The organism is Brevundimonas vitisensis (assembly GCF_016656965.1).
In the GTDB taxonomy this organism is placed as follows: Bacteria; Pseudomonadota; Alphaproteobacteria; order Caulobacterales; family Caulobacteraceae; genus Brevundimonas; species Brevundimonas vitisensis.
Map to the genome: position 1 here is coordinate 57,444 of NZ_CP067977.1, position 19,331 is coordinate 76,774.

Annotated in this window: 12 protein-coding genes, 1 tRNA gene and 1 pseudogene; 2 read left to right on the top strand and 12 right to left on the bottom strand. The window is 65.7% G+C overall.

All coding sequences use genetic code 11. The features are described 5' to 3' along the window. Positions 1-61: 61 nt before the first annotated feature. From JIP62_RS00345 to JIP62_RS00390, 10 genes and pseudogenes are all read right to left on the bottom strand, one after another. A pseudogene (locus JIP62_RS00345) lies at positions 62-3,234 on the bottom strand (efflux RND transporter permease subunit). A 2-nt stretch (positions 3,235-3,236) separates the two neighbouring features. Continuing rightward, positions 3,237-4,364: an efflux RND transporter periplasmic adaptor subunit gene (locus JIP62_RS00350; RefSeq protein ID WP_230974794.1), complete on the bottom strand. Its 1,128-nt coding sequence runs from the start codon at positions 4,362-4,364 to the stop codon at positions 3,237-3,239. Positions 4,365-5,610: 1,246 nt separating this feature from the next. Further along, a tRNA-Ser gene (locus tag JIP62_RS00355) sits at positions 5,611-5,700 on the bottom strand. Between the two features lie 88 nt (positions 5,701-5,788). Continuing rightward, on the bottom strand, positions 5,789-6,820 hold the full coding sequence (locus tag JIP62_RS00360; protein ID WP_230974795.1) for a glycoside hydrolase family 5 protein: 1,032 nt from the start codon (positions 6,818-6,820) through the stop codon (positions 5,789-5,791). Positions 6,821-6,900: 80 nt separating this feature from the next. Then, complete coding sequence (locus tag JIP62_RS00365; protein ID WP_201103005.1) at positions 6,901-7,854, bottom strand: NUDIX hydrolase; 954 nt, start codon at positions 7,852-7,854, stop codon at positions 6,901-6,903. Between the two features lie 3 nt (positions 7,855-7,857). Further along, entirely contained in the window at positions 7,858-8,451 is a 594-nt protein-coding gene (locus JIP62_RS00370) for a YfbR-like 5'-deoxynucleotidase (protein ID WP_201103006.1), read from the bottom strand. A gap of 128 nt (positions 8,452-8,579) precedes the next feature. Continuing rightward, positions 8,580-9,374, bottom strand: coding sequence for a methyltransferase type 11 (locus JIP62_RS00375; protein ID WP_201103007.1), 795 nt, complete (start codon positions 9,372-9,374; stop codon positions 8,580-8,582). Positions 9,375-9,514: 140 nt separating this feature from the next. Further along, positions 9,515-10,387 (bottom strand): AAA family ATPase, encoded by an 873-nt coding sequence (locus tag JIP62_RS00380; RefSeq protein ID WP_201103008.1) that lies wholly within the window; start codon positions 10,385-10,387, stop codon positions 9,515-9,517. Positions 10,388-10,623: 236 nt separating this feature from the next. Then, positions 10,624-11,661, bottom strand: a complete 1,038-nt coding sequence (gene alr / locus JIP62_RS00385; RefSeq protein ID WP_201103009.1) for an alanine racemase — start codon at positions 11,659-11,661, stop codon at positions 10,624-10,626. A gap of 30 nt (positions 11,662-11,691) precedes the next feature. Continuing rightward, positions 11,692-12,354, bottom strand: a complete 663-nt coding sequence (locus tag JIP62_RS00390; RefSeq protein WP_201103010.1) for a ribonuclease HII — start codon at positions 12,352-12,354, stop codon at positions 11,692-11,694. Between the two features lie 378 nt (positions 12,355-12,732). Between JIP62_RS00390 and JIP62_RS00395 the strand changes: the two genes are divergently transcribed. Further along, a complete protein-coding gene (locus JIP62_RS00395) occupies positions 12,733-13,134 on the top strand; it encodes a hypothetical protein (protein WP_201103011.1) in 402 nt (133 codons plus the stop codon). Between the two features lie 63 nt (positions 13,135-13,197). On the opposite strand, the gene JIP62_RS00400 is transcribed toward JIP62_RS00395, so the two are convergent. Further along, entirely contained in the window at positions 13,198-14,109 is a 912-nt protein-coding gene (locus tag JIP62_RS00400; protein WP_201103012.1) for a formylglycine-generating enzyme family protein, read from the bottom strand. 71 nt (positions 14,110-14,180) lie between these two features. Beyond that, the gene (locus tag JIP62_RS00405) at positions 14,181-14,768 is read right to left on the bottom strand and encodes a DNA-3-methyladenine glycosylase I (protein WP_201103013.1); all 588 of its coding nucleotides are present in this window, start codon (positions 14,766-14,768) and stop codon (positions 14,181-14,183) included. A gap of 414 nt (positions 14,769-15,182) precedes the next feature. On the opposite strand from JIP62_RS00405, the gene rpoB reads away from it, so the two are divergent. Next, positions 15,183-19,301, top strand: coding sequence for a DNA-directed RNA polymerase subunit beta (rpoB, locus tag JIP62_RS00410; RefSeq protein WP_201103014.1), 4,119 nt, complete (start codon positions 15,183-15,185; stop codon positions 19,299-19,301). Positions 19,302-19,331: the final 30 nt, after the last annotated feature.

A 19,331-nucleotide genomic window follows, 5' to 3' on the forward strand; every position in this document is an offset into this window, starting at 1 on the left:
CTTGGGGCAGCCGCCGGAAAGCGGACTGCCCCAATGTCTCGGAGGGGTGGAAAGCAGACATTCAATTAGTCGATGCGCTCGCTCCCTTCCGATTAAAGTGTGCCACGAGAACGGGCAGTACGATCAGGGTGAGGAGGGTCGCGGTCGTCAGCCCGCCGATCACCACTGTGGCCAATGGCTTCTGCACCTCAGCGCCGGCACCGGATGCGAAAGCCATGGGCACGAAGCCCAGGACGGCGACCAGGGCGGTGGTCATGACCGCCCTCATCCGGTCGACCGCACCTTCCAAGGCCGCGACGGACGGGGCCGCTCCCTGAGCCAAGCGCTCCTGAATGGCCTGCATCAGTACCAGACCGTTCAGCGTCGCCACGCCGGACACGGCAATGAACCCCACGGCCGCACTGATCGAGAACGGCATGCCTCGCAACGCCAGCGTCAGGGCTCCGCCGACCAAAGCCAGCGGCACACCCGCGAACACCAGTGCCGCATCCTTGGCCGACCTCAAAGCCCAGAACAGCAGCCCGCCAATGGTCAGAAACACAATCGGCACGATCAGGCCCAGCCGGGCAGAGGCCCGTTGCAGGTTCTCGAACTGACCTCCCCAGTCCAGCCAGCCCCCGGCCGGAGGTGTCACTTCGTCGGCAACCCGGGATTGGGCCTCGGCGACGAAGCTGCCCAGGTCGCGACCGCGCACATTGGCCTGGACGATCATCCGCCGCTTGCCGTTCGAGCGGCTGATCTGGTTCGGGCCATCGGCGATATCGAAACGGGCGACAGCCGACAGGGGCACAGTCGGCGCGCCCGTAGTGGCGTCCTCGGGCATGACAGGCAGTTGCTCCATCACGGTCGGGTCGTTGCGAAGCGTGTCGCCCAGCCGAACGACGACGTCGAACCGGCGGCCCCCCCCAGCACCTGACCGGCCGATCGCCCGGCGAAGGCGATGGCCAGGGCATCGGCGGCGTCCGAGGCATGAACCCCTTGGGCGGCCGCCACGGTGCGGTCCACGCTGGCGGTGATGGTCGGTTGGCCAGAGACCTGCTCGACCCGCACATCTGCGGCCCCGTCGATGTCGCGCAGGACCCCCGCCACGTTTTCAGCGCTGCGGGTCATGGCCTCGAAATCATCGCCATAAACCATGATCGCCACGTCGGAGCGAACCCCCGCGATCAGTTCGTTGAACCGCATCTCAATCGGCTGGGTGAACTCGTAACTGTTGCCGAGTTGGGTCGACAGGTTCTGCTCCATCCGTTCGACCAGACTCGCCTTGTCCAGGCCAGGGTCTGGCCAGTCGCTGCGATCCTTGAGGATCACGAAGGTGTCGGAAATGGACGGCGGCATGGGGTCGGACGCCACCTCGGCCGTGCCCGTGCGCGTAAAGACCCGTCTCACCTCGGGCATGGCCATCAGCGTCCGTTCGACCCCGAACTGCATCTCCTGGCTCTGTTCCAGCGAGGTCGAGGGCACGCGCAGCGCCTGGACCAGCACATCGCCCTCGTCGAGCTGGGGCACGAACTCGCGCCCCAGGGTCATGAAGGTGACCGCGCCCAGAACCAGGGCGATCCCGGCCCCGACCATCACTGCACGTGGCCGCGCCATGGCGGCTTTCAGCAGGGGGCGATAGCGGGCCTTGGCCGCGCGGGTCAGGCGGGTCTCCTGATGCGCCGCCCTCGGTTCCCGCACAAGCAGGGCCGCCATCGCCGGAACGAAGGTGAAGCTGAGGACGAATGCCGCGAGCAGGGCCAGCATGACCGTCGCGGCCATGGGGCCGAACATCTTGCCCTCGACCCCCTCGAACATCAGCAGTGGGGCATATACCAGCAGGATGATGGCCTGGCCGAAGGCGGCCGGTCGCGCCATCTCACGCGCCGCACTCGCCGCGACCGAAAGCCGCTCGCCGAGGGTGAGGGTCCGTCCGGCTTCGTCCCGCTTTAGGTCCAGGCGCCGCAGGGTGTTCTCGACCACGACCACGGCCCCATCCACGATCAGGCCAAAATCCAGGGCTCCCAGGCTCAATAAATTGGCACTGATGCCGAACCGGTTCATTGCCGAGGCCGCGAACAGGAAGCTCAGCGGGATCACCAGAGCCGTGATCATCGCTGCTCGCACATTGCCCAGCGCAAAGAACAGCACGGCGACCACCAGCAGCGCGCCCAGCGCCAAATTATGCTCGACGGTCCTGATCGTGGCCTCGACCAGTTCGGTACGGTCCAGTGCCGGTCGGATTACCACGCCGGGCGGCAGGCTGGTGCCGAGTTCATTGATCCGCTTGCCCACCCTCTGCGCAACCGCACGCGAGTTCTCGCCCTGCAGCATGAGGGCCGTGCCGACTACGGTCTCGCGCCCATCGGCGCTGGCCGATCCCAAGCGGGGGGCACGTCCGATCTCCACCGTCGCCACGTCGGCGACCCGGATGACCCGACCGCCCTGGTTCAGGATCGGCGTCTGGGCCAGGTCGTCAAGGCTCTTCAGCCGCGCGTCGGCCCGAACGACATAGGCCTCTCCCGCCCGGTTGACGTAGCCGGCCCCCGCGATCCGGTTGGCGTGCTCAAGCGCCTCGACCAGCTGCACCAGCCCGACGCCATAAGCCGCCAGCAGTGCCGGATCGGGATGCACCGCGTATTCCTTGACGTAGCCGCCCAACACATCGATCCCGGCCACACCTGGCACGGTGCGAAGCTGGGGCGCGACGATCCAGTCCTGCACGGTCCGCAGATAGGTCGCCTTCTCCTCGTCGGTCGTCAGCCGCTCGCCGTCAGGCGTCACATAGACCGCACCGGGGCGAGCCGGCGCGCCCTCGAATTCCAGCGTCCAGATGAAGACCTCGCCCAGCCCCGTGACTACCGGCCCCATTGAGGGCGACAGGCCCTGCGGCAGGTCCGCGCTGGCGGCCTGGATCCGCTCATTCACTAGATTGCGCGCGAAATAGATGTCGGTCGAATCGGTGAAGACAGCCGTGATCTGTGAAAAGCCATGACGCGACAGGGACCGCGTTTCGACCAACCCCGGGAGACCGGCCAGGGTGGTCTCCAGCGGAAAGGTCACTTGACGCTCAACCTCTTCAGGCCCCAGCGCCGGGGCAACGGTGGTGATCTGGACCTGCCGATTGGTGATGTCCGGCACGGCGTCGATCGGCAGTTGCAGCAGCTCGCGAGTGCCGAACAGGGCCAACGCTACGGCAAGGGCCACCACCAGCCAGCGGAAACGAACGGAGATGTCGATGATACGGTTCAGCATAGTCAGTGCCCATGCTCCGCGTCGCCCTTGGCCAGTTCGGCCTTGAGCAAAAACGCCCCCTGACCCGCGATCCGCTCGGCTCCTGTCAGGCCCGAGACGATCTCGACCCGCCCGCCAGCCGTCCGGCCCGTGACTACTGGACGGGCACGAAACCCGGCCCCCTCGACGACGAAGACCGAGGGCTGACCCTCCACGGTCTGGACCGCGTCGGCGGGCACCGTCAGGCCTGGGCCGGGTCCTGACGACAGGATGCGTGCGGACAGTACGGTCCCCGCTGGCGGCAGGCTGCCGGTAGGCGTGGCGCGGACGATGACGACACCTTCGGCATTGACCGGCGCTATGGCGCTGATGACGCCCGTCGCTGGCTCGGCCCCCGGCACGGCGATCTCCAGCCTGTCGCCGATGCGCAGGACCGCTGCAGCCGACGGTGGGGCGTCGAATACCAGCTCCACCCGGCGCACGTCCGCCACCGTTGCGATCTGCGGTGCTTCTTCGTGCAGGAACTGCCCCGGGGCCGCACTGATATGGGTGACGATGCCGGCCAGCGGACTGCGAACCACGACGCTGCCATCCGTGCCGGGGGTGCCATAAACCCCGACCCGGGCGCGCGCCGCCCGCAGTTCGGCCTCCGCCCGGCGGGCTTCTGCGGTGGTGATGTCGAGTCGTGCCTGGGCGATCCAGCCCTGTTCGAACAACTGCCGGTCGCGCCGCTCGGCCGCTACGGCGGCCTGGGCAGAAGCGGCGGCGGCATCGACGGTGGCGCGAGATCCGGCCCCCTCGGTGCTTCTGAGCGTGGCGATGGGCGAGCCGACCGAAACGCGATCGCCGGGTCCGACATGAACCCGCACGACGCCGCCCGCCAGTGGCGAATCGATGCTGGCCTCAGCCCCCGGCGCAAAGGCGACCCGGCCCGGCAGCTTCAGTTCCGAACCCCCACCGCGCTCGACCCCGACGACGGTGACGCCCGCGCGTTCGGCGGCCTGGGGGCTCAGGACGACGATGGGACTGCCGCCCTCGTCCTCATGATTGTCGTCGGCGTGCTCCGCCTCGGTCGCCGCCGTCGGGCGGTCGATGAATTGCGCCCCGGCGAAACCGATGCCCAAAGCGGCCAAGACGGCGGCTCCCGTCATTAGCCCGTGTCTGTTGATATGCATGATCGTTCCTCGCCCGACGTCTGTCGGCGCTGCGCTCGGCCGCACGCCATGGCGCGCGACTGTTCAAGGGGCAGCCGGGCTCACGCCCGGTCGAGATCAGGGTCTGGGCGGACGCTCAGGCCCAGCCGGCCGATCCATTGGCGCGCGCAGGGCATGCGCCCACGTGGAGGGTCGCTGGAATGTGACCGGTGTCTGCGGATCCATCAAATCTGCGGCCATACCGGGATGCGGCGCGTGACAGCACCCGCCCGCACAAGCCGGCCCACAGTCCGGGCAACCCGCACAATCGTCAGCGGGATCAGACGACGCAACGTCGGCGCAGATTGCGAGGTCGGGCGTTGGAGAGACGCAAACGTGGCTTGCCGCAGCAGGCATGGCAAAGGTGACTGCCATCAACAGGATGGCGAATACCGCAAACCGTCGGGTGGTAACTGCAAGCCACTTCAGCATGAGGTGCGCATAGCACTCGTTTTGATCGAAAGCGATGCGGCAATCGCCCGGTCGCGCTTCTGCTGGGACACGCTTCAGGCAACACTGCCAGTCCTATGTAGGTGATGCGAGAGTTCTGAAACGCCCCAATGTCCGCTTTGGGTCGGGAGCGGACGGTCGCCTGAGGGTGGAAAGCGGACGCTACTCAGCTAAGGTTGTTTTATGGGGTTACCGACATTCATCGCGTATCTGCGGACCCTCGGTTGGAAGCTGTGGACGCTGACTGCTCTCATGTTGCTCGCCATATTCTTCTTCTTTGGCTGGCCGTACGGGCTGATCATCGTTCCCGTGGTCGGTCTCGCATTGATCCCCGCAGTGAGATTCGGAATGCGGGCGGAAGCTGCGAAGTCCAGGCCCACTGAAGAAAGGTAAAGTCCGCAATGGATCGGTAGCGGAGGGTCGCTGATGGGTGGCTAGCGGACCTACCGCGCTCTACGATCCAGCAGCATGGCACAAGACCAGATTTCCGTTCAGCGACTAATGGATCGCTTCCGCGAAGCGTCGAAGGACCTTTTTGATCGGCACATTGATGCGAGTTTGTCGCCGACCGCTTTGGATGGGTTGAAAACACACTGTTCCTCGTCATGGTGCTCAACTATTTCGACCTAGCCGCGAAAAAGGAAGTGGCGAGTCCCTGCGTCTGCGAGGCTGCTGATAGTCGTTGGGACCAGAGTTGGTACCCACTCGCCGAGTTCTACTAAGGTACTGTATAGTAACACTATCTCAGAAGAGGTGGCGGAGAGGGTGGGATTCGAACCCACGGTACCCTTCCAGGCACGCCGCATTTCGAGTGCGGTACATTCGACCACTCTGCCACCTCTCCGCGGGGCCGAAGTCGCTTGGTCGAGCGAGGCGCGATGTCTAATGGCCCTTTCGCGCCGCCGCAAGCCCTGATTGGCGATGATTTCGCCTCAGCGCGCCTCCGGGATCAGGGCCTGATAGATCGGAGTGTTCCAGCGGTCGCCATCGACGTCATAGACGACGAAGTCGCTGTCGAATTGCCAGTAGGTCCAGGCCCAGCCGCGGGCCTCTGCCGCGCGCGAGACGGCATCGGTCCAGGCCACGCGGTACTGCAGCTCAGCCTTGTCGTACACGCCGAACTCTCCCAGCAGGATGGGCCGGTCATGGCGCTGGCTCCAGGCCTCCACCTTGTCAAAATCGGCGGCCAAAGCCGCCCGATCGGCCGGGCTGCCCCAGGCAATGCCCGTTTCCGGATTTTCGGGCGTCCAGGGGGCACCCTGATGCGTGAAAGCGAAGGGCAGGTAGTAGTGCACCGTCACGATCAGATGGCGGTCGTCCTCCGGCAGGACCAGTTGATCCAGATAGTTCACATTGTTCCAGAAGATCGGACCGATGATGACGTTTCGCGTCGGATTGCTCTGACGAACCACGGCCAGCAGTTCGGGGTGCAGATCGTTCCAGAGCGGGTCTAGGGCCCGGTTCGGCTCGTTCAACAGCTCGAACACGACGGTGTTGGGCGCATCGCGGTACCGCTCTGCGATCTGGCTCCAGAAAGCCAGCAGCTTGGGCCGGCACGCCACCACGTCCTCGGCACAGGCATTGAAGTCGTGCTCGTCCAGGATGACGGTCAGGCCCTGAGCCAGAGCACCGGCGACGACCCGGTCCAGGGTCGCCAGCCAATCGGCATCCAGCCGGTTTTGCGAATCCATGTGCTCAAACGCATGCAGGTTGACCCGCACGGTCTGGAAGCCGCCGTCCTTGATGATCTCGAAATGGCGCATCTCGAACCGGGGTTCGCCACGCCCGGTCCAGATCGGGTCGTATCCGATGATGTTGACCCCGCGCCCCATGGCCGCGACCTGATCGTCGGCATCGATCGGCACGAAGCCGGCAGGAACGGTCTGTTGATCCGAAGGGGTCGATGCGCAGGCGGCAAGCGCCAGGAAAACAGCGGCCAGTACGCCGTGAGCACGTTTCATCATATTGCCTCCCGCCCGGTCACTGCCGGCTTCGACCCTAGATAGGCGCAGGAAAGACAGCGCTGTCAATCGCCTGATTGGCTTTACCTCAGCACCGGCAGCGCCAGGCCGGGGGCCTGGCCGTCCCGCGGATCTGCGCCGGTGAAGCGAAACAGTTCGGCAGGCCTGCCGCCCGTGCCGGTGGACAGGCGGCCCGTCGCCTCGACCAGACCGGTACGTTCGACGCCGCGGCGGAAATTCTGTTTGTGCAGGGGGACCCCCGCCACCGCTTCGGCGGCAATCTGCAGTCCTGACAGAGTGAACGTCTCGTCCATCAGATCGAACAGCACAGGCCGGTATTTCAGCTTGCTGCGCAGGCGCCCCAGGGCCGTGGCCAGGATGCGCCGGTGGTCCGAGGCCATGGAGCGACCCAGGGCGTGCCCTGGCGGCGGCCGATCCCGATCGCGGGCGGACTCGGCAACCAGCCCGGCCTCGTACAGCAGTTCATACCGCTCCAGGACCCGGCCCTCGGCCCAGCGCGTTTCAGGCGACAGAGCGAAAAGGGCATCCGCCCGGCTGCGGCGGGCCGGGTCGGAGCCCGCCCACTGGTTCAGGCTATCACCCAGGCGATCCAGCACTGCCGGGCGACCGGTGCGCCAGTCTTCCCAAGGAAAGAAGTCGTTGATCGGAGACCAGCGGGCATCGGCGTCGGGCACTTCGGCCGCATCGACCGTCAGGGCCAGATAACCGACGGAGACCTCGCGGTTGCGTTCCGGGCCGGGCGTGGCCCGTGGCGAGCTGCGCCCGGCGTCCCCGAAGGTATAGAGCTGTTCGACATAACCCAGGCGGAACCCGGTCTGGGCGGTCACGAAGGCGCGCAGGGCCAGTTCGAAAGTGCGGTCCCGCACCGGGTCGAAGGGACCGAAGGGCAGAGCGGCCTCGGCTTGATGGCCTCCCTCGTCGCCGGGGGTGGTCAGCACGACGGCCTGACGGTCACGCAGGGCGATGACCACTGCCGACAGGCCGATCCGAACGCCGATCTCGCCCGCCTGCGCCATCGACTATTCCGTATGCCAGGCGTCGGGACCCGGCAGCAGGCCGACGGCCTCGGCCAGGACGCGATACCGTTCCAGATAGCGGGCCTGAGCGATCGGGGCAGGCAGCGGATCGATAATCAGATCATAGCCGGGCGGTGGGGACCCGAAGAAGCCCAGTGCTTCCTTGGCACTGAACCCGGCCAGTTGCGTGGCCTCGAAATAGGCGCAGGCTTTGTCGGCACTCTTGATCAGCTTCTTGATCGGCTGAGGCGTTTTGGGCGGCAGTCCGAACCGGACATGGATGGCGTCTTCCAGCCGTGCCTCGAAGGACTTGTAGCTGACGCCCAGCGCGGCCTTGAACGGCGAGATCATGTCGCCGATGACGTATTCGGAAGCATCGTGCAGCAGTGCTGCCAGACGCCATTTCGGCTCCAGCCCCGGCTTGATGTGGGCGGCGATCTCCTCAACGACGCAGGAATGCTGGGCCACCGAAAAAGCGTGTTCGCCGGTCGTCTGGCCGTTCCAGCGGGCGACGCGGGCCAGGCCGTGAGCGATGTCCTCGATTTCGATATCGAAGGGCGAAGGGTCGAGCAGATCGAGGCGGCGGCCGGACAGCATGCGCTGCCAGGCTCTGGGAGCTTTGTCGGAAGAGGTGGAGCGCGGGGCCAAAGGTCTGTCCTGGTGGCGACGGCAGGTCAGGTGACCCATCAGGGCGCGGCGATCAAGGGTAAGAGTGGCGATCGGGACTATTCGCCCACATTCAGCGTCACCAGATCCTTGGCCGCATCCATGATGGGATCGCCGTCGCGGTCCTTGGTACGAACGGTCGCCACGACGATCGGGCCGTTGATCGGGCCACGGGCCTCATAACCCACCAGCCGCCACCTCGCCTGAGACGGCCGGTCGTCAGTCAGAATCCAGGTGGCGCGGGTCGATTCGCCGCCCGCACGGGTGCGGACCTCGGTGCCGTCGCCCTGGGTTTGAAGCGCGACGCTGCCCTGGCCGGACGCGACCTCTACCTGCCCAGCCGAGTCGTCGGCCTTAATGCTGATGCCGCCGATGCGGACATTGGCGGTCTCGCCCTCGGTGACAATGCTCATTCCCGGCAGGCGCACGGTGGCGTCATCGCCCTTGGCCTGAATGGTGACGCCGGGTGCCTGAACCGTCGCGGTGTCGCCCTCGGGGCCCGGCGCAGTCGTCTGGGCAGGCGCAGCGGCGGCGTTCGTCGGCATCGACGGCGGCATATCCCGCCTCAGCCTGCTCTCGAACTGGGCCAGGACGCCGTCGACCGTTTCGTCATCCAACCGCACCAGATGCAGGGAGACCTCGGCACCGCGTGGCCCGCCATAGGTGCAGATGGTCCCGCCAGCCTGAGCCGATCCCTTGCGGGTCAGGGGGCCCAGCGTCTGGGGACACTGCAGGCTTTCGACCACCCGTAGGACACCGCGCCCATCGTCATCGCTGCGGGTCGAGGAGATGCGGACGCTGGACTCGCCGTCGCAGCCGGCAGCCGTCAGTGCCAGCAGCAGCGCAATCGACATTCCGCCGACAGCTCGGGATTTCAGGACAGGACGGGGCATCGTCTTTTCCATTACGTCCCTATCCTGCGCCTGCTTTCGCCGTAATCCAGTGAAATCGCGGTAACGGCCCTGACGAAACCTGTTCGATGACCTTCGAATGGTCAACCGCCGGGGCGTGCGCCCTCTCGCCGGTTCAAAAAGGCCAGGCGTTCGAACAGGTGCACGTCCTGCTCGTTCTTCAGCAGCGCTCCGTGCAGGGGCGGGATCAGCTTGTTCGGCGACCGCTCGCGCAGCGTTTCCGGATCGATGTCGTCGACCAGCAGCAGTTTCAGCCAGTCCAGCAGTTCGGATGTCGATGGCTTCTTCTTCAGGCCCGGCGTGTCGCGGATTTCGTAGAAGGTTTTCAGTGCGGAGGCGACGAGGCGCGGCTTGATGCCCGGGAAGTGGACCTCGACGATCGACTGCATGGTCTCGGCGTCGGGAAAGCGGATGTAGTGGAAGAAGCAGCGGCGCAGGAAGGCGTCCGGCAGCTCCTTTTCGTTGTTGGAGGTGATGATGACGATCGGGCGCACCTGGGCCTTGATGGTCTCGTCCGTCTCCTGGACGAAGAACTCCATCCGATCCAGTTCCTGAAGCAGGTCGTTCGGGAACTCGATGTCGGCCTTGTCGATCTCGTCGATCAGCAGGACGGGGCGGACCGGGGCGGTGAAGGCCTCCCACAGCTTGCCGGGCTTCAGATAGTTGCGCACGTCGTGGACGCGGGCCTCACCCAGCTGGCTGTCCCGCAGGCGGCTGACGGCGTCGTAGTCATAGAGCCCCTGATGGGCCTTGGTGGTCGACTTGATGTGCCAGGTGATCAGCGGTGCGCCCAGAGCCTCGGCCAACTCAAAGGCCAGGACGGTCTTGCCGGTGCCGGGCTCGCCCTTGATCAGCAGGGGCCGCTCCAGGGCGATGGCCGCATTGACCGCGATCTTCAGATCGTCGGTGGCGATATAGGTCGAGGCACCGTCGAAACGGTCGGTCGTGCGCGGCATGGACGGCTCCGTGGCGAGTTGCCTTCAGGGGTTAGCGAAGCAGGCCGACGTTAACAACGATCATGTTGCACTGACGTCTCTGTCCGTGAAGCGGAAAGGCCCCCTCCACCGCTCCGCGGTCCCCCTCCCCATCAGAGATGGGGAGGAGAGGTGTACCCTCTGTCTCATCCCTGTTCGCCGAACGCGGATCGGGAGGTGGCGCGGCTCGGCTTCGCGCCGTGACGGAGGGGTCTTGCTTAGCCCACGTATCGGCGCGCGACGCGGGCGGTGACGGAGGTCAGCAGTTCATAGGCGATGGTGCCGGCGGCGGTGGCGGCGTCGTCGAGGCTGCGGTTCGGGCCGAAAAGCTCGGCGGTGTCGCCCAGGGTGGCCTCCGCTTCGGTGACGTCGATGGCGATGACGTCCATGGAGACGCGGCCCAGCAGCGGGCAGAGGGTCCCGTTCAGCCAGACGGCACCCAGGGGGCTGTTGGAGCGGGCCACCCCGTCGGCATAGCCGGAGGCGCACAGGGCGATGCGGCGGGGCGTGGCAGCGACATAGCCACGCGAATAGCCGACGCTTTCGCCCGCCGGGACGTCGCGGATCTGAAGGATCTGGGCCGTCAGGGTGGCGACGGGTTTCAAGCGCGCATCGGGCCGTCCTTCGGGGCCGCCGCCGTACAGGCAGATGCCGGGGCGCACGGCATCGAAGGCGTAGTCGGGGCCCAGGAAGCAACCACCGGAATTGGCAAAGGACCGCAGGGCACCGGGATAGCGGGCCGCGACGGCGGCGAAGGCGTCACGCTGTCGCGCATTCATCGGCTGGGCCGGATCGTCGGCGCAGGCCAGATGGCTCATGACCAGGGCCAGGCCTTCGAAGGGTTCGGGCGCGTCCTCGGGCCGGAAGCCCAGGCGGTTCATGCCGGTGTCGATCTGCAATCCGCAGGGGCCGCCGCCCGCGGCCTGCCAGTCAGACAACTGATCGGCGTGGTTGAGGATGGGACGCAAATCCGCCTGGGTCAGGGCCGTGGCCGTCCCGCGCACGCAGCCGTCCAGCACATAGATGACAGGGGCCGGGCCGACGGCCTCGCGCAGGGTTACGCCCTCGGCCGCGCGAGCGACGAACAGGGTGTCGGCCCCCTCGGCCAGCAGCCGCCGGGCACAGGCAACGGCCCCCAGGCCATAGCTGTCGGCCTTGACCACAGGATGGACGGGCACACCGGTGGCAGCCTTCAGCGCATGGAAATTGTGCGCGAGCGCGTTCAGGTCGACGGTCAGTGTGGCCAGGGCAGTCATCTGGGCCTTATGCCGCAATGATCTTGCGGTTCAACGGGATTCTGAACCGATCTCGGCCGATCGTGCGGTCAGCGCCCGTATGGGAGCCCAGCTGAGGCGGTGGGCGGGGCAGGGACCCAGGGTGTGCAGGGCCGCGACATGGACGGCGGCGTGATAGCCCTTGTGCCCGGCAAAGCCATAGCCGGGGTATTCGGCGTCCAGTTCGATCATCAACCGGTCGCGGGCGGTCTTGGCCAGTATGGAGGCCGCCGCGATCGACAGGGACAGGCCGTCGCCGCCGACCACGGTGCGCACCGGGCAGGGCAGGGCAAAGGCATGGTTGCCGTCCACCAGGGCGGCGACGGGGGCAATCGACAGCGCCTCGATCGCCCGGCACATGGCCACGCCGGTAGCCTTGAGAATGTTCAGGCTGTCGATCTCCTGGACCGAGGCAAAGCCGACGCCCCAGGCCAGGGCGCGGGCCTTGATCTCGATCTCCAGCCGCTCGCGCGCCCTGGCGGTCAGGGCTTTGGAATCGTCGATGCCCGGCGGCAGGTCGTCGGGGTTCAGGATGACCGCCGCCGCCGACACCGGCCCAGCCCACGGTCCCCGCCCCGCCTCGTCCACACCGCAGACGAGCCCGCCAAAAGCCAGCTGTGCAGCCGTTTCCAGATCCAGCGACGGGCCGGGGTGGTCGGGCTTGGCGGAAGTCATGAGGGCAAGCCCATGTCGGTTATGACGGGGTGTGTGGATGAACACATTGGGAGGGTCATAAGCTGATCCTGATCGGACAGCCAACCTAGACAGGGCGCTGTCGCTATGGCGAGCAGCAAGCTAGTTTTGCTAATGGTGTCGCAGAGGCTGGGAGGGTTGCCAATGATCGGTCGTTTAGGCGCAGCGATGCTCGTTATTCTGGCCGGAGCGTCCCCAGCAACAGCTGGCCCAGGGACGTGTCTCGCCATCGCTAACGACATAGAGCGTGGACATTCCGTCCTCGTGCGCCTTCATGTCGGCGAGGCCGGAACGATTGAGAGTCGTGAAGCGGAGTGGATTCTTGCGGCCCCTGGATCGGATCTGAGCCGGGGACTGTCCGTGAAGCTTGGGTATGTGGCACAGGTCAGCGAGGGGCTTGGACCCGTCACCTCCGTGACCCTGAACTATTCCAGCCAGAACGGCTCCGGCCTTCCGGCAAGGGCGACCGGCTCTCTTGAATATGCATCGGGACGGCGCTGGACCGCACCGTTCCAAGGCTTCATGGGTCTTGGCCTCGCCCAACTGAGTGTCAAGACGCCATGGGGCGGCCGGCTGAACCCAGAACTGACCGAGTCCATCGAGTCGGCCAGCCGGGTCACCGTGGCAATCAGAGGCCCCAACGGTGCCGCTCTGCAGTCTGTCGTGCTGGATCCTTCCGATCTGGCATCCCGCGACCGATTGCTGTCGGAGGCCAGCGCCGAAGCCGAACAGCGGGCGGCTGCGCCTCAGTCGTGCAGCTAGGGGCACCGACATCAGCGGTCGTTTGCTGGTGCCTAAGGCCGGATCCGGCGGCCTAGCCCTTGATCAATCCAGTTCGCGAGCGATCCGAAAGCCCAGGTTGACCTCGCGGCGCGGGGTCGCCTGGCGGGCTGCGGAACGCATTTGGGCAACCCCGCCGGTGAACGAACCGCCGCGGAAAACATTGCCTTCGCCGCCCCGGGCGCAATCGGTCAGCCAGGGCGAACCATCTGTCGGAATCCCTTCCAGACCGACATGGAAGCAATCCTTCGTCCACTCGCGCACATTGCCATGCATGTCGTAGAGGCCGAAGGCGTTGGGCGCTGAAAAGCCGACGGTTTCGGTTCGGCGGCCAGTGCAGCCAGCAAGAAATCCCACGGAATGAGGCCCGTTGAAATTGGCCCTGTTTTCCTGTCCGGCCTCGCACGTCGGCTCGGCCTCGCCCCAGGAGAATCGACCCGTCGATCCTGATCGCGCCGCATATTCCCACTCGGCCTCGCTGAGCAGTCTGTAGGTCTCGCCCGTCTCTGCACTCAGCCAGGCGACGTAAGCCTCGGCATCTTCCTTGCTGACATTGATGACAGGGCGGCGGCCGCGCCCATAGCCGGCATCACCCCACCAGTCGGGATCCGAAGTCGCACTGAAACCCTTGCGGGTGTTGTCCTGACAGCCCTGCCTTGCGACGCATTGCTCCCATTCGTCCCAAGTGAGTTCATATTTGCCGACGGCGAAGGGCCTGGGGATCGTGATCTCGACCTGCGGACCCTCGGTGAATTCTCGGCCCTCTTCACTGGCCGGCGAGCCCATGAGAAATCGCCCTTGCGGCACGACAACCATCTCCGGCCCCGAGACACCATCGGACAGGATGTCCCGAAAGGTTTCGCCCGGCCTGTAAGCCTCTTGGGCGTGTGCAACAGTGGCCAGTGTCGCCATGACAAAGGCGGCAACCAGAGCCTGTCCAAGAGTCCTGCAGGTCATCGCCAACACCTCAAGGAAATGAGTCGACGGCGGCATGGCTATGGCCGCCGTTAGTCAGTGGGATAGGCTGATCAGAAGGTCCGGGACAAGTCTCTGACCTCGTCGCAGCGAAAGCAGCAGGTGATGTGGTCGTTGACCATGCCGGTGGCCTGCATGAAGGCATAGACGATAACGGGGCCGCAGAAGTTGAAGCCTCGCGCCTTCAGGGCCTTGGCCATGGCGACCGACTGAGGCGTCTGTGCAGGCACGTCAGACAGGCTGGACCAGCGGTTCTGGATCGGGGCACCGTCGACGAAAGACCACAGCCAGGCCGAGAAGTCCTCGCCCCTATCCTGCATGTCCACGAACAGCTGGGCGCTGCGGATGGCGCTGTCGATCTTGGCGCGCGAGCGGATGATGCCGGGGTCGGACAGCAGGCGGGCGCGGTCGGTGTCGTCGAAGCGGGCGACGATGCGAGGGTCGAAGTCAGCGAAGGCGGCGCGCAGGGTCTCGCGCTTCCGCAGTATGGTGATCCAGGCCAGCCCCGCCTGGAACCCGTCCAGCACCAGTTTCTCCCACAGGGCGCGGGCATCGTATTCGGGCACGCCCCATTCGGTGTCGTGATAGGCGACATAGAGGGGGTCGGTGCCGCACCAGCCGCAACGATGAGAGGCAGTCATAGCCCTTCTATAGCCCGCGCTTGCCTGGTTCAGAAGGGTTGCAGTCCGCGGCCCGCAGGCCGTCAGGGACGGCCGGGCAAGGGACAAAAGGCGCGAGGGGAGGGCGGATCGACAGAGCGCCCAAATCTTACGCAAGGTCTTTATTTCGCCTGAGAAGCGCGTATATGTGCCGGTCCCGCAGATATCCCCCGATATGCGCGAAAGCGCCGAGGCCCGGTCCGTCGCCCTCCGACCGAGCGAAGGCGTGCTCCTCCCCAAGGGAGCTTCACATCGATGGTGTCCTGGCTCTTCGGGGCCGAGGGTGGACGCCGAAGAACCTGAAGCCGCGACAGCGCCCCCGTGCGCCGGCGCGGCTGCTGCTGCATTTGAAGCGGTCGTCGTTCTCCGAGAGCGGCCCGCGATTGGGAATATAGAATGGCCAAGTCCACTGCCGATCTCGCCCTGGCCGGTCAGATCGCCTCCGCCACGTCTTTCACTGGCAAGAAGCGCATACGTCACTCGTTCGGGCGAATCCCCGAAGCGGTGCAGATGCCGAACCTGATCGAGGTTCAGCGCGCCTCCTACGAGCAGTTCCTGCAGCGCGAGGTCCGCAGCGGCCCGCGCAAGGACCAGGGCATCGAGGCGGTCTTCAAGTCGGTGTTCCCGATCAAGGACTTCAACGAACGCGCCGTGCTGGAATACGTGTCCTATGAGTTCGAGGACCCGAAGTACGACGTCGAGGAATGCATCCAGCGCGATATGACCTATGCCGCGCCGCTGAAGGTCAAGCTGCGCCTGATCGTGTTCGAAGCGGACGAGGAAACCGGCGCCCGCTCGGTCAAGGACATCAAGGAGCAGGACGTCTATATGGGGGACATCCCCCTGATGACGGATAAGGGCACCTTCATCGTCAACGGCACCGAGCGCGTGATCGTCTCGCAGATGCACCGTTCGCCGGGCGTCTTCTTCGACCACGACAAGGGCAAGACGCACTCTTCGGGCAAGCTGCTGTTCGCCGCGCGGGTCATCCCGTACCGTGGCTCGTGGCTGGACTTCGAGTTCGACGCCAAGGATATCGTGTTCGTCCGCATCGACCGCCGTCGCAAGCTGCCTGCCTCGACCTTCCTGATGGCCCTGGGCATGGACGGCGAGGAGATCCTGCGGACCTTCTACGACACCGTTCCCTATGAGAAGCGCGGCGAAGGTTGGGTCACCCCCTACAAGCCGGAGCGCTGGCGCGGGGTTAAGCCCGAGTTCGACCTGATCGACGCCGACACGGGTGAAGTGGTCGCCGCTGCTGGTGCCAAGATCAGCGCTCGCGCTGCCAAGAAGCTGGCCGACGGTGGCCTGAAGTCGCTGTCGCTGGCCGCCGATGCCCTGCTGGGCCGCTATCTGGCCAACGACGCCGTCAACTTTGAAACCGGCGAAATCTACGCCGAGGCCGGCGACGAACTGGACGCGCCTACGATCGAGCTGCTGGAAGAGCGCGGCTTCACCACCATCGACGTGCTGGACATCGACCACGTTACGGTCGGCGCCTACATGCGCAACACCCTGCGGGTCGACAAGAACACCGGCCGCGAGGACGCGCTGTTCGACGTCTATCGCGTGATGCGTCCGGGCGAGCCGCCGACCCCGGAGGCGGCCGAAGCGATGTTCAACTCGCTGTTCTTCGACAGCGAACGCTATGACCTGTCGGCCGTGGGCCGGGTCAAGATGAACATGCGCCTGGAGACCCCCGAGGTCTCCGACGAGATCCGCGTCCTTCGCAAGGAAGACGTGCTGAAGGTGCTGCAGATCCTGGTCGGGCTGAAGGACGGCCGCGGCGAGATCGATGACATCGACAACCTGGGCAACCGCCGGGTCCGTTCGGTCGGCGAGCTGCTGGAAAACCAGTACCGCGTCGGCCTGCTGCGGATGGAGCGGGCGATCAAGGAGCGCATGAGCTCGGTCGATATCGACACGGTCATGCCGCACGACCTGATCAACGCCAAGCCGGCCGCTGCGGCCGTGCGCGAGTTCTTCGGCTCGTCGCAGCTGTCGCAGTTCATGGACCAGACCAACCCGCTGTCGGAAATCACCCACAAGCGTCGCCTTTCGGCGCTTGGCCCGGGCGGTCTGACCCGCGAGCGCGCGGGCTTTGAAGTCCGCGACGTGCACCCGACCCACTACGGCCGGATCTGCCCGATCGAAACGCCGGAAGGCCCGAACATCGGCCTGATCAACTCGCTGGCCACCCACGCCCGCGTGAACAAGTACGGCTTCATCGAAAGCCCGTACCGCCGGGTCAAGGACGGCAAGGCCCAGGACGAGGTGGTCTACATCTCGGCCATGGAAGAGGCGAAGTACACGATCGCCCAGGCCAACATCGAGCTGAAGAACGGCGAGATCGTCGAGGACCTGGTCCCCGGCCGGATCAACGGTGAATCGCAGCTGCTGGTCCGCGCCGACGTGGACATGATGGACGTGTCGCCGAAACAGGTCGTTTCGGTCGCCGCTGCCCTGATCCCGTTCCTGGAAAACGACGACGCCAACCGGGCCCTGATGGGCGCGAACATGCAGCGTCAGGCCGTGCCGCTGGTGCAGTCGGATGCGCCGCTGGTCGGCACCGGCATGGAAGCCGTCGTGGCCCGCGATTCCGGAGCCGTCGTGGTCGCGCGTCGTGACGGCGTCGTCGAGCAGATCGACGGCACCCGCATCGTGGTTCGCGCCACCAATGAACTGGATGCCGGACGTTCGGGCGTCGACATCTATCGTCTGAGCAAGTTCCAGCGTTCGAACCAGTCGACCTGCATCAACCAGCGCCCGATCGTGCGCGTGGGCGACGTGGTTCAGGCCGGCGACGTGATCGCCGACGGCCCGTCGACGGACCTGGGCGAACTGGCCCTGGGCCGCAACGCCCTGGTCGCCTTCATGCCCTGGAACGGCTACAACTTCGAAGACTCGATCCTGATCTCGGAGCGCATCGTGCGCGACGACGTCTTCACCTCGATCCACATCGACGAGTTCGAGGTGATGGCCCGCGACACCAAGCTGGGTCCGGAAGAGATCACCCGCGACATCCCCAACGTCGGCGAGGAGGCCCTGCGCAACCTCGACGAAGCGGGCATCGTGGCGATCGGTGCCGAGGTCCAGCCGGGCGACATCCTCGTCGGCAAGGTCACGCCCAAGGGCGAAAGCCCGATGACCCCCGAAGAGAAGCTGCTGCGCGCCATCTTCGGCGAAAAGGCTTCGGATGTGCGCGACACCTCGCTGCGCCTGCCGCCCGGCGTGGCCGGCACGGTCGTGGACGTGCGCGTGTTCAACCGTCACGGCGTCGATAAGGACGAGCGTGCGGTCGCCATCGAACGTTCGGAAATCGAGCGCCTGGGCAAGGACCGCGACGACGAACTGAAGATCCTGGAACGCAACGTCTATGGCCGCCTGAAGCCTCTGATCGTCGGCAAGACGGCGACCTCGGGTCCCAAGGGCCTGGGCCGCGGCGAAGTCACCGAAGAAAAGCTGAACGAGCTGTCGCGCGGCCTGTGGTGGCAGATCGCCCTCGACGACGAAAAGGCGATGGGCGAGCTGGAGGCGATGAAGCGCCAGTTCGAAGACGCCCGCAAGGCGCTGGACCGTCGCTTCGAGGACAAGGTCGAGAAGCTGCAGCGCGGCGACGAACTGCCCCCCGGCGTGATGAAGATGGTCAAGGTCTTCGTGGCTGTGAAGCGCAAGCTGCAGCCCGGCGACAAGATGGCCGGACGTCACGGCAACAAGGGTGTCATCTCCAAGATCCTGCCGGTCGAGGACATGCCGCACCTGGAAGACGGCACCCACGTCGACCTGGTTCTGAACCCGCTGGGCGTGCCTTCGCGCATGAACATCGGCCAGATTTTCGAGACCCACCTGGGTTGGGCCGCGGCCGGTCTGGGCAAGCAGATCCAGAACCTGATGGAAGCCTGGCAACAGGGTGGCCAGAAGGAAGCCCTGGTGCAGCGCCTGTCGGAAATCTACGGTGCCGATACCCCGCTGCCGCAGGACGAGGACGAGCTGGTCGAGCTGGCCCGCAACCTGTCCAAGGGCGTGCCCTTCGCCACGCCGGTCTTCGACGGGGCGCACATCGGCGACATCGAGCGTCTGCTGGAAGAAGCCGGTCTGGACCGTTCGGGCCAGTCGATCCTGTATGACGGCCTGACGGGCGAGCAGTTCAAGCGTCCGGTTACGGTCGGCTACATCTACATGCTGAAGCTGCACCACCTGGTGGACGACAAGATCCACGCCCGTTCGATCGGCCCATACTCGCTGGTCACCCAGCAGCCGCTGGGCGGTAAGGCGCAGTTCGGCGGACAGCGCTTCGGCGAGATGGAGGTGTGGGCGCTCGAAGCTTACGGCGCGGCCTACACCCTGCAGGAAATGCTGACGGTGAAGTCCGACGACGTGGCCGGACGGACCAAGGTCTATGAAGCCATCGTCCGCGGTGACGACAGCTTCGAGGCCGGCATTCCGGAGAGCTTCAACGTCCTGGTCAAGGAAATGCGCTCGCTGGGCCTGAACGTGGAGCTGGAGAACGGCTGAGGGCACAGGGCCGAGTGAAGGGGGCGAGTG